General features: G+C 59.3%; 9 protein-coding genes. 3 read left to right on the top strand and 6 right to left on the bottom strand.

The annotated features are described in order from the left end of the window. The first annotated feature begins 78 nt into the window (after nt 1-78). Genes ACNY69_RS18500 through mdcH form a run of 3 tightly spaced genes read left to right on the top strand, consistent with a single transcriptional unit; the run spans nt 79 to nt 2,556 of the window. Nucleotides 79-1,038, top strand: coding sequence for an AEC family transporter (locus tag ACNY69_RS18500; protein ID WP_111141788.1), 960 nt, complete (start codon nt 79-81; stop codon nt 1,036-1,038). 1 nt (nt 1,039) lies between these two features. Continuing rightward, entirely contained in the window at nt 1,040-1,657 is a 618-nt protein-coding gene (locus ACNY69_RS18505) for a malonate decarboxylase holo-ACP synthase (RefSeq protein ID WP_111141786.1), read from the top strand. Further along, entirely contained in the window at nt 1,654-2,556 is a 903-nt protein-coding gene (gene mdcH / locus ACNY69_RS18510) for a malonate decarboxylase subunit epsilon (RefSeq protein ID WP_111141784.1), read from the top strand. Before ACNY69_RS18505 ends, mdcH begins: the two co-directional genes overlap by 4 nt. Here the strand turns inward: mdcH and ACNY69_RS18515 are convergent. From ACNY69_RS18515 to glgB, 6 genes are all read right to left on the bottom strand, one after another. After that, nucleotides 2,537-3,472 (bottom strand): LysR family transcriptional regulator, encoded by a 936-nt coding sequence (locus ACNY69_RS18515; RefSeq protein ID WP_111141782.1) that lies wholly within the window; start codon nt 3,470-3,472, stop codon nt 2,537-2,539. The two genes, mdcH and ACNY69_RS18515, sit on opposite strands and share 20 nt — an antisense overlap. Nucleotides 3,473-3,646: 174 nt before the next feature. Then, entirely contained in the window at nt 3,647-6,094 is a 2,448-nt protein-coding gene (gene glgP / locus ACNY69_RS18520) for a glycogen phosphorylase (RefSeq protein WP_293773335.1), read from the bottom strand. An 18-nt stretch (nt 6,095-6,112) separates the two neighbouring features. Further along, nucleotides 6,113-7,546, bottom strand: coding sequence for a glycogen synthase GlgA (glgA, locus tag ACNY69_RS18525; protein WP_367395888.1), 1,434 nt, complete (start codon nt 7,544-7,546; stop codon nt 6,113-6,115). Between the two features lie 63 nt (nt 7,547-7,609). After that, nucleotides 7,610-8,902 (bottom strand): glucose-1-phosphate adenylyltransferase, encoded by a 1,293-nt coding sequence (gene glgC, locus ACNY69_RS18530; protein ID WP_111140383.1) that lies wholly within the window; start codon nt 8,900-8,902, stop codon nt 7,610-7,612. A gap of 10 nt (nt 8,903-8,912) precedes the next feature. Then, nucleotides 8,913-10,895: a glycogen debranching protein GlgX gene (glgX, locus tag ACNY69_RS18535; protein WP_293773329.1), complete on the bottom strand. Its 1,983-nt coding sequence runs from the start codon at nt 10,893-10,895 to the stop codon at nt 8,913-8,915. Beyond that, nucleotides 10,892-13,075, bottom strand: a complete 2,184-nt coding sequence (gene glgB, locus ACNY69_RS18540; RefSeq protein WP_111140385.1) for a 1,4-alpha-glucan branching enzyme — start codon at nt 13,073-13,075, stop codon at nt 10,892-10,894. The genes glgX and glgB overlap by 4 nt, the downstream gene beginning before the upstream one ends. Between the last annotated feature and the right edge of the window lie 278 nt (nt 13,076-13,353).

The following is a 13,353-nucleotide window of genomic DNA, read 5'->3' on the forward strand; positions in this document are numbered from 1 at the left end:
CGCCCCGGTGCAGTGGCCGTGTTCAGAATTATAAACATCGCTGTTTTTAAAGAATTTTTTCTTATTAACAGGTGATTTATGATCTATACAATTGTTCATGCCCTTGCGCCAATCTTCGTCATTATGCTGCTCGGTTTCTGGGCGGGTAAGGCCGGAATGGTCAATAACAAAGATGTCTCGCTGCTCAATATTTTCGTGATGGATTTTGCGCTACCTGCCGCGCTGTTCAGCGCCACGGTTCAGACACCGTGGTCGGGCATCGTCGCACAGTCGCCGCTGATTGTGGTCTTAACCGGCGCGATGTGGATTGTCTATGCGGCGCTCTATTTCCTGGCGACCCGCGTCTTTAAAAAGTCGCCGCAGGATGCCGCGGTGCTGACCCTGACGGTCGCCCTGCCGAACTACGCCGCGCTGGGCCTGCCGATTCTGGGCAGCGTGCTGGGCGAAGGCTCTGCAACCTCCCTGTCTGTGGCGGTTTCGATTGCCTGCGGCTCAGTGCTGATGACGCCATTCTGTCTGCTGATCCTGGAGCGGGAAAAAGCGCGCAGCGCCGGTGAAAATGCCGGTTCGACACTGGCCATGCTGCCGGTTCTGATGTGGCGCTCGATTAAGAAACCGATCGTCTGGGGGCCGCTGCTGGGCGTGGTGCTGAGCGCATTCGGTCTCAGAATGCCGGAACTGGTAATCTCGGCGATTAAACCGCTGGGTCTGTCGGCCACCGCCGCCGCCCTGTTCCTGACCGGCGTGATCCTCTCTGCCCGCAAACTGAAATTCAATGCTGTCGTAGGTCTCGGCACCGTCGCCAAGCTGCTGATCCAGCCTTTTGTGGCCTGGGGTCTGGTGCTGGTCATGGGCCTTCACGGTTCGGTGGCGATCACCGCTATCCTGATGATTGCGCTGTCGGCCGGTTTCTTCGGTGTGGTATTTGGCAATCGCTTTGGCGTACAGTCACCCGATGCGGAAGCCGTGCTGCTGCTCAGTTCGCTTCTCTCTGTTTTATCGTTACCGCTGTTCATTACGCTGACATCAGGAATGTAATATGTGTGATCCGCGCCCCCACGATTTGCTCTGGCTGCGAACCCGCAGTGCGTTAGCCTCGCTCCAGGAGAGCTGGGTCAGGCAGCAGTGGCATCCCGACCTGCCCGTGGTGGTGCGGCGCGATCACCGGGCGTCCGGGCTAATCCCGATTGGCGTGCGCGGCGAGCGCCGTGAGCAGCGCGCCGCCGGCTGGATCCCGCCAGCCGATATCAGCCGGATCGTGACGCCGGAGAGCCTGGCTGAGCGGGCATCCCTGCTGGCTTCGCCTTTCGCCGCCTGTGCGCCGGTCAGCGCAGCGATAGTGCTCAGCGGAACCCGCTGGCCGTGGCGCTGGGGCATCACCGGCAGCACCGGTTATGCGCTGGCGACACAGCGCCCCACGCTGCACGCCGCCAGCGATCTGGATGTTGTGATCCGTGCCCCGCAGCCGCTGCCCCGTGAGGCACTGCAGCAATGGCAGGCGCTGACCGCGACGCTGGCGTGCCGGACAGATACGCAGGTGGAAACGCCGTCTGGCGCGTTTGCCCTGGATGAGTGGCTGCGGAGAGGCCGGGTGCTGCTGAAAACCGACACCGGCCCGCGGCTGACCGCTTCCCCCTGGAGCAGAGAGGATCAATGAAAATACTCTTTACCTTTCCCGGTCAGGGCACCCAGCGTGCCGGTATGCTGCAGCATCTGCCCGACGGCGATGCGCTGTTAAGCCAGGCGCGCGCGGTACTGGGCGACGAGGCCAATCGGCTCGACAGTGCAGAGGCGCTGCGCCACACCCGTGCGGTGCAGCTCTCGCTGCTGATTTGCGGTGTTGCCTGGGCGCGTGAGCTGATTCGCCGGGGCGTGGCGCCCGATATCGTCAGCGGCCTGTCGATCGGCGCATTTCCTGCGGCGGTGATTGCGGGGGCACTCGATTTTGCGGATGCCCTGCAGCTGGTTGCACGGCGTGGCGATCTGATGGAGCAGGCCTATCCGCAGGGGTATGGCCTGACCGCGATCGCCGGCTTAACGCTGAACCGTCTGGAGCCCCTGCTGTCGGGCAGCCATACCTATCTCGCCAATCTCAACGCCGAGACACAGATTGTGATTGCCGGACGCGATGAGGATATGGCGAGGGTCGCGCAGAAAGCGCTGGAGGCCGGTGCCAGCAAAGCGATTAAGCTCGCGGTGAGCGTGCCGTCGCACTGCGCCCTGCTGGACGAGCCTGCCGCCGAACTGGCGCGCGCCTTTGAGTCTGTAACGCTCTCCCGGCCCCGCTGTGCCTACCTCAGCGGGTCCACCGGACGGGTTATCCACGATCCCGCCAGGATAGCCGACGATCTCGCCTTCAATATGGCGCGCACCGTGCAGTGGCACGATGCGATGGTCGCCGCTAATCAGCGCGATGCCCGGCTGGCGATTGAGATGCCGCCCGGCAATGTTCTGACGGGTCTGACGCTGCAGGCGGGCTGGCAGGGAGACGCGATCTGCATGGAGCGCAACAGCATTGAGGTTGCACTTCATCTGGCTAAACGGCTGGATCGGTAAGGGTGCGGGCGTACATCCGCCCTTCTGCCGCCAGCGCCAGCAGATCCTGATCGCGTTCGCGCCGGTGTGAATAGACGATCGCGATCTGCTGACACATCTGATAGGGCTCTGCGAGCGTCAGCAGCTGAATATTGTTCTCATAGACTTTTTTCATGCGCCCCGGAATCAGCGCCAGCCCGATGCCCGCCTGCACCAGACTTATCATTGAGAAGATGTCGTTGACCCGGGTAACCATCCGCGGTTCGAATCCGGCGATCTGAAACGCCTCCTGCGAACCGGTGTAGGTCGCAAAGCCTTCTGCCAGCGAGACAAAATCGCGGTCAGCATAGTCACGCAGGTCGACCGGCCCGCTGCCGTTCCGCGTCTCGCCAGCTGGCGCGGCCAGGAAGATCCGATCTTCAAACAGCGGGATGACATCGAACCGTGTGTCATTCAGCTCGTCCTTATCGGTGGCGATCAGGATCGCATCCAGCACATCATCTTCCAGCATAGCCAGCAGCGTCTGATTGGAACCCATGGTCAGGTCGAGTTCCAGCGTGGGTCGCCGCAGCTTCATCCCCATGATCAGGCGCGGAATGGTCTCCAGCGTCAGCGAGTAGAGCGTGCCCAGCCGCAGCCGTCCGCCGCCGATGCCCGCCACCTTGCGCGCCTCTTCGATACCCTTCCCCATCAGCGTGGTCACATCGCGACAGTACTCCAGCAGGGTCCACGCGGCCGGCATCGGCACCAGGTTGCGGCCCTTGTGGATAAACAGCGGGCAGTCGATCCCCTCCTCCAGCGTGTGCAGTGCGCGATGCACGCTGACGCTGCTCAGATCGAGCGCCTCCGCCGTCCTCGCGATATTGCCCTTACTCATAAACATCATAAAAACGCTGAGCTTACGAAAGGTAATTTCCTGGTTGATGTTGTCACTCATTCGCGGGGGTTCCCTGCAGACGCATCCTGATTGTCCACATAGTAGCGATTCTCAGTCAGGGTGTAATGATCTGGCTCGCACAAGCGGGACGGGAGCGGCTGAAAAAGGGGGGAAGCGGTGAGAAGAAGAGAGCGTGCGGCCGGTGGGCTGGCCGCACGGAAATAAACGCCTGACTTACAACCTGACCGGCGTAATGTTCCAGATCTCGTCGGCGTACTCCTGAATGGTACGATCTGACGAGAAGTAGCCCATTCCGGCGATGTTTCTGGCCGCGCGACGCTGCCACTCATCCGGTTTACGGTAGAGCGCGTCCACCTTATCCTGGGTGTCCACGTAGCTGCGATAATCCGCCAGTAACTGGTAGTGGTCGCCGAAGTTGACCAGCGAATCGAACAGATTGCGGTAGCGGCCTGGCTCCTGCGGACTGAAGACGCCCGAGGCAATCTGGGTCAGCACCTGATGCAGCTCCTCATCGCCTTCATAGTAGTCACGCGGGTTGTAGCCCTTTTTACGCAGGGCTTCGACCTGCGGCGTGGTGTTCCCGAAGATAAAGATGTTCTCTTCGCCGACGTGATCCAGCATCTCAACGTTCGCCCCATCCAGCGTGCCAATGGTCAGGGCGCCGTTCAGCGCAAACTTCATGTTACTGGTGCCGGACGCTTCCGTTCCTGCCGTCGAAATCTGCTCGGAGAGATCGGCCGCCGGGATAATGATCTGCGCCAGGCTGACGCTGTAGTTCGGGATAAAGACAACCTTCAGCTTGTTCTTCACCTGCGGATCGTTGTTGATCACGTTAGCGACATCGTTGATCAGATGAATGATGTGTTTGGCGACGTAATAGGCCGACGCCGCTTTCCCGGCAAAGATGTTGACGCGCGGCACCCAGTCAGCCTGCGGATCGGCCTTGATACGGTTGTATCGCGTGATCACATGCAGGACATTGAGCAGCTGACGTTTGTACTCATGAATACGCTTGATCTGCACATCGAACAGCGCATTCGGATCGAGCACCACATCCAGATTCTTCGCCACCCAGCTGGCCAGTCGCCGCTTATTCTGATGCTTGGCCACCGCCACCTTTTCGATAAAGGCCGGATAGTCGATCTGCGCTTTCAGCTCGCCGAGCTGGCTGAGATCGGTACGCCAGTTGCGGCCAATCTCGTCGTCCAGCACCTCAGAGAGCGCCGGGTTCGCCAGCGCCAGCCAGCGACGTGGCGTCACGCCGTTGGTCTTGTTACAGAAGCGACCGGGGAACAGACGGGAGAAATCGGCAAACAGCGACTGCACCATCAGATTCGAGTGCAGCTCGGAGACACCGTTGACCTTGTGGCTGACGACTACCGCCAGCCAGGCCATACGCACCCGGCGGCCATCGTTTTCGTCAATGATCGAAATGCGCGACAGCAGATCGATGTCATCGGGATAGTGATCCTGCACGGTCTTCAGGAAGAAGTCGTTGATCTCAAAAATGATGCTGAGATGGCGCGGCAGGATCTTGCCGATCATATCTACCGGCCAGGTCTCCAGCGCCTCGCTCATCAGCGTGTGGTTGGTGTAGGAGAAGACCTGACAGCAGACGTCGAAGGCGCTGTCCCAGCTGAACTTATACTCGTCGATCAGCAGGCGCATCAGTTCGGGGATCGCCAGCACCGGATGCGTGTCATTCAGGTGAATGGCAATTTTATCCGCCAGGTTGTCCCAGGTCTGATGCATTCGCCAGTGGCGATTCAGGATATCCTGCACCGTGGCAGAGACCAGGAAATATTCCTGACGCAGACGCAGCTCGCGCCCGGAGTAGGTCGAGTCATCCGGGTAGAGCACCCGTGAGACGTTTTCGGAGTGGTTTTTATCTTCCACCGCCGCGAAGTAGTCACCCTGGTTGAACTTGCCGAGATTGATCTCGTTGCTGGCCTGCGCCCCCCACAGCCGCAGCGTATTGGTGGCGTCGGTGTCGTAACCCGGGATGATCTGGTCATAGGCCATCGCCAGGATCTCTTCGGTCTCCAGCCAGCGCACTTTGGTGCCTTCATGCTGAACACGGCCACCGAAACGAACTTTGTAACGGGTGTTGAAACGCTGGAACTCCCACGGATTACCATATTCCAGCCAGTAATCCGGCGACTCTTTCTGCTCACCTTCCACGATGTTCTGTTTGAACATGCCGTAGTCATAGCGGATGCCGTAACCCCGGCCCGGCATACCCAGCGTCGCCAGTGAGTCGAGGAAGCAGGCCGCCAGACGCCCCAGGCCGCCGTTGCCCAGCCCCGGATCGTTCTCCTCTTCCATCAGCTCGGCCAGATCCAGACCCATCTCATCCAGTGCCTGGTTGAGATCGTCATAGATCCCCATCGCCAGCAGCGCATTGCCCAGCGTGCGGCCCATCAGGAACTCCATCGACAGGTAATAGACCTGGCGGACATCCTGAGAGAGCTGGGCACGGCTGGAACGCAGCCAGCGCTCGACCATCCGGTCGCGCACCGCCAGCAGTGAGGCGTTGAGCCACTCATGTTTATTGGCGATAGAGGGATCTTTGCCGATGGTAAACATCAGCTTGTAGGCAATCGAATGCTTTAAGGCATCAACCGTCAACGTTGGTGAGGCGTAAGTGAAAGGTGCGTTCATATCCAGTTTCCCAATCCGTTACATCAAACGTTGGTAGAGATCACGGTAGGCTTGTGCCGCCACCTGCCAGCTAAAGTCCATACCCATCGCCTGGCGCTGAACGTAACGCCAGAGTGACGGACGGGACCACAATACAAACGCGCGCCGGATAGCCCGAAGCAGCGACCAGGCATTGGCGTCTTCAAAACTGAATCCGCTGGCGATACCGTCGGCCAGGTTCTCTAACGAACTGTCGTTGACGGTATCGGCCAGGCCACCCGTGCGGCGCACTAAAGGCAACGTACCATACTTCAGGCCATAAAGTTGTGTCAGACCACAGGGCTCAAAGCGACTTGGCACCACGATCACATCCGCCCCGCCGACAATGCGGTGAGAGAACGCCTCGTGATAGCCAATCTGCACACCAACGCTGCCCGGATGCTCTGCTGCCGCGGCCAGGAAGCCCTGCTGCAGCTCGGCATCGCCCTGTCCCAGCAGCACCAGCTGACCGCCCTGCGCCAGCAGGCCGGGCAGCGCCTCCAGCACCAGGTCCAGCCCTTTCTGTTTGGTCAGACGGCTGATAACGCAGAACACCGGCGCTTTGTCATCGACCTTGAGACCCATCGCCACCTGCAGCTGACGTTTGTTTTCAGCCTTTGCTTCCAGCGTGTCGCGGTTGTAGCGCGCGCTGAGCAGCAGGTCGTGCGCCGGGTCCCAGATAGAGGGATCGACCCCGTTAAGGATCCCGCTCAGACGCCCTTCCCGCATCCGCTGTGCCAGCAGGGTCTCCATGCCGTAGCCATATTCTGCCGAGGTAATCTCATGGGCATAGGTCGGGCTGACCGCCGTCACATGGTCGGCGTAGAAGAGTCCCGCTTTCAGGAAGGAGATCTGGCCGTAAAACTCCAGCCCATGCATGTTAAAGAACGACCATGGCAGGCCAATCTGGTCCATGTGGTGCGCCGAGAACAGCCCCTGATAGGCCAGGTTATGCACGGTAAAGACCGATTTGGCCGGACGACCGCGCGTTTCCAGATAGGCGCAGGTCAGGCCGGCATGCCAGTCGTGAGCATGCACGATATCGGGACGCCACATGGAATCCATGCCGCACGCCAGTTCACAGCCGACCCAGCCCAGCAGCGCAAAGCGCAGGTAGTTGTCGACATAGGCAAACTGCGACTCGTCATGATAGGGACTGCCGGGACGGTCGTAGAGATCAGGCGCATCGATTAAGTAGATGCCCACACCGTTAAATTCACCAAAAAGCAGACGCATATGACCGGCAAATGTCTCTCGCTCTGTCACTACCTGGAGATCAGGTATGCCTTTGCGCAATGCGGGAAAAGCGGGCAACAGTACCCGCGTATCCGTACCACCCGCAATCTGCGCCTGAGGTAATGCCCCGACTACATCAGCCAGTCCGCCCGTTTTCAGCAGCGGGAAAAGTTCTGAACAGACATGTAAAACCTGCATCCTCGACCTCATTAAGTTATCCGGCACGCTCCGCGTGCCGATTGCGTAAGTTCCGCTTATCGCTTACAGCCCCGCTTTGGCCAGTCTGGCCAGCATGGCGCGGGTAACCAGCACGATTCCTTCATCCGAACGGTGAAACCGACGACTGTCTTCATCAGGGTTTTCGCCAATGACCATGCCTTCCGGCAACTCGCAGGCGCGATCGATCACGCAGCGACGCAGACGACAGGAACGGCCAACAACCACATCAGGCAGCAGTACGGTTGAATCAATATTGCAAAATGAGTTCACGCGAACCCGGGGGAACAGGACAGAATTGACCACCACCGACCCGGAGATGATGCAGCCACCCGACACCAGCGAATTCATGGTCATCCCGTGACTGCCGGAACGATCCTGAACAAATTTGGCGGGCGGCAGCGGCTCCATATGGGTACGGATCGGCCAGGTAACGTCATACATATCGAGCTCTGGCATCACAGAGGCCAGGTCGAGATTGGCGCGCCAGTAGGCTTCCAGCGTGCCGACATCGCGCCAGTAAGGCGGCGCGTTGTCATCATTCTGCACGCAGGAGAGCGCAAAGGAGTGCGCGTAGCCTTCACCGCTGGCTACGATTTTCGGCAGGATATCTTTGCCGAAATCGTGGTTGGAGCCTGGCGTCTGCAGATCCTCTTCCAGCAGTTCATAGAGATAATCCGCGTTGAACACGTAGATCCCCATGCTGGCGAGCGACTGCGTGTCATCACCTGGCATGGTGGGCGGCTTCGCGGGTTTTTCCACGAAGTCGATCACCATGTTCTCTTCATCCACCGCCATCACGCCAAAGGCGGTGGCTTCATGCACCGGTACGGGCAGACAGGCGATGGTACATTTCGCCTCGTTCACCACATGGTCCAGCAGCATGCGGGAGTAATCCATCTTATAAATGTGGTCCCCGGCGAGGATCACGATGTACTGCGCCTGATAGCGGCGAATCACATCAAGGTTTTGCGTCACCGCATCTGCCGTGCCGCGATACCACTGTTCGGTCGAAAAACGCTGCTGCGCTGGCAGCAAATCGACAAATTCATTCATCTCTTCGTTGAAGATCGACCAGCCGCGCTGGATATGCTGAGTCAGGGTGTGAGACTGATATTGCGTAATCACGCCAATCCGTCGGATACCGGAGTTGACGCAGTTGGAGAGGGCAAAGTCGATAATGCGGAATTTGCCGCCGAAATGCACCGCCGGTTTGGCACGCTTGGCCGTTAAATCGACCAGTCGTGTGCCGCGTCCGCCGGCGAGGATCAGAGCAACCGTCTGTGTAGGGAGCTGGCGAGCCAGCATCAGGTGATCTGTTCTATCTAACTTAACCATGTCTGACTCCTTATGATTGCTTTTGGAACACGCACACGCCGTGTGCGGGACCATGCCAGACAGTTAGCAGGATGGGGTTGTCGTCCCCGGCGAAAGGAGGAAGGGCACGCCATTCTCCGTCTGGTAACACGATGTCATTCACCTTATCCGTGGCGTTTATTGTTATTAACCAGCGGCCGGACAGCAGGATCTGCAATCTGTGCATCCCCTGCGCCCATTCATCGTGTTGCAGTGGCTGGCCACCGGCATTGAGCCACTGCACATTGCCGTCACCGTCCTGCCACCAGCGGTCTGCGGTCAGCGCCGGAATGCGCTGACGCAGACGAATCAGTGCGGCGGTAAATCCGACTAATCCCTTCTCATCCGCCCGCCAGTCAAGCCAGCTCAGGGCGTTGTCCTGACAGTAGGCGTTGTTATTGCCACGCTGCGTATGGCCACGTTCGTCGCCCGCCAGCAGCATGGGTGTGCCCTGCGACAGCAGCAGCGTGGTCAGCAATGCCCGCACGCTGCGGCGACGCCGCTCAACCACGTCATACGTGACGTTCAGCCCCTCTTTGCCGTGGTTATGGCTGTAGTTATCGCCGTGACCATCGCGGTTATCTTCCCCGTTCGCTTCGTTGTGTTTGCGTTCGAAGCTCACCACGTCCCAGAGCGTAAAACCGTCATGGGCGGTAATCAGGTTAACCGTCGCGTGCGGCGCCCGGTCATCGTGCTGGTAGAGATCGCTTGAGGCAGCAAAGCGGCGGGCAAACTCGCCGTTACTTAATGCGCCGTGCAACCAGTAACGACGTGCGGTGTCACGAAACTGATCGTTCCATTCGGCAAACGGCGGCGGAAAACGGCCTGCCTGATAGCCGTCAGGACCGATGTCCCAGGGTTCGGCTATCAGCTTGACCTGAGAGAGCAGCGGACAGGCGCGAATCGCGGCAAAAAAGGGCGCATCGCGCTGGTAATCAGGTGTGCGGCCCAGTACCGGGGCCAGGTCGAAGCGGAAACCGTCGACATGGCAGACCCTGACCCAGTAGCGCAGCGCCTCTAACGTCCACGCCATCACCTGCGGATGGTGGATGTTCAGCGTGTTGCCGCAGCCGGTCCAGTTCTGATAACCGCCCTGCTCATCCAGCCAGTAGTAGCTGGCGTTATCAATGCCCCGCATGGAGAGGGTCGGGCCAATCTCATCCAGTTCGGCGGTGTGGTTAAACACCACATCCAGCACCACTTCGATGCCCGCAGCGTGCAGGTTTTTCACCGCCTGCTGAAACTCCTGCAACGGCGTTACCCCCGGCTGGCCGGAGCCGTAACGGGGGTCAACGGCCCAGAGCGCAAAGGGGTTGTAACCCCAGTAGTTGCTGAGGCCGAGCTGCAGCAGCCGCGGTTCGCTGGCGAAATGCGCCACCGGCAGCAGCTCCAGGGTGGTAATCCCGAGCTGACGCAGGTAATCCACCATAACAGGATGACCCAGCGCCGCGTAAGTCCCGCGCAGCGTTTCCGGAATTTCCGGATGCAGCAGCGTCAGACCGCGAACGTGGGCCTCATAGATAATCGTATTGCCCCACGGGATGCGTGGCGCGACATCGTCCTGCCAGTCAAAGTCTTCCGCAACGACCCGTGACTTCGGCGCAATCGCCGCATTGTCATGCGGGTCGGGCTGCGTGTCGCCGCCATAAAACAGCGGATCGTCCGGTACATCGCCCTCAACCGCGCGAGCGCAGGGATCGACCAGCAGCTTCGCCGGATTAAAGCGGTGCCCCTGCGCCGGTGCCCAGGGGCCATGCACCCGATAGCCGTAGCGTTGTCCGGGCTTGAGTGCCGGAATGTATCCATGCCAGATATCCCCACTGCGGCCAGGCAGGTCAAAGCGCACTTCTGCGCCCTCTTCATCAAACAGGCAGAGCTCTACGCGCCCGGCGTGCTGGGAAAAGAGGGTGAAGTTAACGCCTTTGCCATCGTAACTGGCACCCAGCGGTTCGGGATCGCCGGCAGTGATGATCATTCCGCCTCCCGCACCAGCCAGACCGTTGCCAGCGGCGGCAGATTAAGGCTCAGCGACTGTGGTCGCCCGTGGCTGTGCTGCTCATCGGTATGCACCCGGTGAATGCGCACATCGCTGCCGTGATACTCATGCTGATCGGTGTTCAGCACTTCACGCCAGTAGCCAGGCTGGTTTACGCCAAGGCGATAGCCCGGACGCGGCACCGGCGTAAAGTTACTGATCACAATGATTTCGTTACCTTCACGGTCACGGCGCACAAAGGCGAAGACCGAGTGCTCCGCATCATCCACGACCAGCCACTCAAAGCCTGCCGGATCGAAGTCGAGCTGATGCAGCGGCGTGTAGTGCTGATAGGTGTGGTTGAGGTCGCGCACCAGACGCTGAACACCGTGATGCCAGTTGTCATCGCCTTCCAGCAGATGCCAGTCCAGGCTGACGTCATGGTTCCATTCGCGGCCCTGCGCAAATTCGTTGCCCATAAACAGCAGTTTCTTGCCGGGGAAGCCCCACATCCAGCCGTAATAGGCGCGCAGGTTGGCGAATTTCTGCCAGGCGTCGCCCGGCATCCGATCGAGAATCGAACGCTTGCCGTGCACCACTTCGTCATGCGACAGCGGTAGCACAAAGTTTTCGGTGTAGTTGTACATCATGCCGAAGCTCATCAGGTTGTGATGGTGCTTGCGGTAGATGGGATCGACCTGCATGTAGTCGAGGGTGTCGTGCATCCAGCCCAGATTCCATTTGAACCAGAAGCCCAGCCCGCCGCCCTCGGTGGGACGCGTCACGCCAGGGTAGTCGGTTGACTCCTCCGCCATCGTGACCGAACCGGGTGCCACGGTGCCGAGCGTGCGGTTGGTGTAGCGCAGGAATTCGATCGCCTCAAGATTCTCGCGGCCACCATACTGGTTCGGCACCCATTCGCCTTCGTTGCGGCTGTAGTCGCGATAGATCATCGACGCCACCGCATCCACGCGCAGGCCATCGATCCCAAAGCGTTCTGTCCAGTAAAGTGCATTGCCTGACAGGTAGTTGCTCACTTCCCGGCGGCCAAAGTTGTAGATCAGGGTATTCCAGTCCTGATGGAACCCTTCGCGCGGATCGCTATGCTCATAGAGCTGGGTGCCATCAAACCGCGCCAGACCAAAGTCATCGCTGGGGAAATGGCCTGGCACCCAGTCGAGCAGCACGTTCAGGCCCGCTTCGTGGGCGCTGTCGATAAAAGCGCGGAACTCATCACGGGTGCCGAAGCGGCGGGTCGGCGCATACATGCCCAGCGGCTGATAGCCCCAGCTGCCGTCAAACGGATGTTCGTTGATGGGCAGCAGTTCGATATGGGTAAAGCCCATCTCTTTAACGTAGGGCACCAGCTGTTCAGCCAGCTCTTTGTAGCTCAGCCAGAAGTTGTTGTCGGTGTGACGACGCCAGGAGCCGAGGTGCACTTCATAGATGGAAATGGGCGCGTCAAAACCATTGGCGGCTTTACGCTCCTCTTTCATCTCAACCGGCTCTGGCAGGCCGCAGATCATCGATGCGCTCTCCGGACGCATCTGCGCTTCGAACGCATAGGGGTCCGCCTTGATACGCAGTTCGCCATTCGCATCGATAATTTCATATTTGTAGAGCTGGCCGTTGACGGCACCCGGCACAAAGAGTTCCCAGATCCCCAGCTCCTGACGCAGACGCATCGGATGACGGCGGCCATCCCAGAAGTTGAAGTCGCCGACCACCGAGACGCGACGGGCGTTGGGTGCCCAGACGCAGAAACGGGTGCCGGTGACGCCATCGATCACGTCGCCATGTGCGCCCAGTGTTTCATAAGGACGCAGATGCGTACCTTCCGCCAGCAGCCACAGGTCCATCTCCTGCAGCAGCGGGCCGAAACGATAGGCGTCGTCCACCAGGTTCTGCTGGCCGTGCCAGTTGACCGCCAGCTGATAGCGGAACGGATTTTTACGGCGTGGAATGACGCCACTGAAGAAGCCGCGCGCATCTTCACACGCCAGCTGAGCCAGTTTGCGCCCGGTAGAGGTTTCAATGACCCAAACTTCGAGCGCTTCGGGGAGCAGCGCCCTGACTTCAAGGCCCTGCTGAGTTCGGTGCATCCCTAGTAACGAAAAAGGGTCAGCATAATTACCCGCAAACAGGGCATTGATCGCCTCGCGATCGGGAAGCTCTGACATGACTTTCTTCCTGTGATAATTGGCAGCCGAAATGAACGCAACATAGCCTGTGGCGCTTCATCTGCGCTGCTCTTCATTGAGCCATACGTACGACGGCAAAAGGAGTCAGGCCATTCCATGGAAAAGGGTTTTGCCGTGTACCACAACATTTAGTCCAAAAAGCAAAAGCGTTACCTGTGGCACATCATGGTTAAATCATAGCTTGGTCCCGGCAGTTGCCATGGACTTAAGCAAAATATTCTTTGTCGATCGGCAAAAAACGGAAGCCGATCACTGAG

Source organism: Pantoea graminicola, from assembly GCF_048452665.1.
Taxonomy (GTDB): domain Bacteria; phylum Pseudomonadota; class Gammaproteobacteria; order Enterobacterales; family Enterobacteriaceae; genus Pantoea.

What these genes read in the sequence shown, in the direction of transcription:
- ACNY69_RS18500 (WP_111141788.1), top strand. Translation starts at nt 79, where the DNA reads ATGATCTATACAATTGTTCATGCCCTTGCGCCAATCTTCGTCATTATG.
- ACNY69_RS18505 (WP_111141786.1), top strand. Translation starts at nt 1,040, where the DNA reads ATGTGTGATCCGCGCCCCCACGATTTGCTCTGGCTGCGAACCCGCAGT.
- mdcH (WP_111141784.1), top strand. Translation starts at nt 1,654, where the DNA reads ATGAAAATACTCTTTACCTTTCCCGGTCAGGGCACCCAGCGTGCCGGT.
- ACNY69_RS18515 (WP_111141782.1), bottom strand. Translation starts at nt 3,472, where the DNA reads ATGAGTGACAACATCAACCAGGAAATTACCTTTCGTAAGCTCAGCGTT.
- glgP (WP_293773335.1), bottom strand. Translation starts at nt 6,094, where the DNA reads ATGAACGCACCTTTCACTTACGCCTCACCAACGTTGACGGTTGATGCC.
- glgA (WP_367395888.1), bottom strand. Translation starts at nt 7,546, where the DNA reads ATGCAGGTTTTACATGTCTGTTCAGAACTTTTCCCGCTGCTGAAAACG.
- glgC (WP_111140383.1), bottom strand. Translation starts at nt 8,902, where the DNA reads ATGGTTAAGTTAGATAGAACAGATCACCTGATGCTGGCTCGCCAGCTC.
- glgX (WP_293773329.1), bottom strand. Translation starts at nt 10,895, where the DNA reads ATGATCATCACTGCCGGCGATCCCGAACCGCTGGGTGCCAGTTACGAT.
- glgB (WP_111140385.1), bottom strand. Translation starts at nt 13,075, where the DNA reads ATGTCAGAGCTTCCCGATCGCGAGGCGATCAATGCCCTGTTTGCGGGT.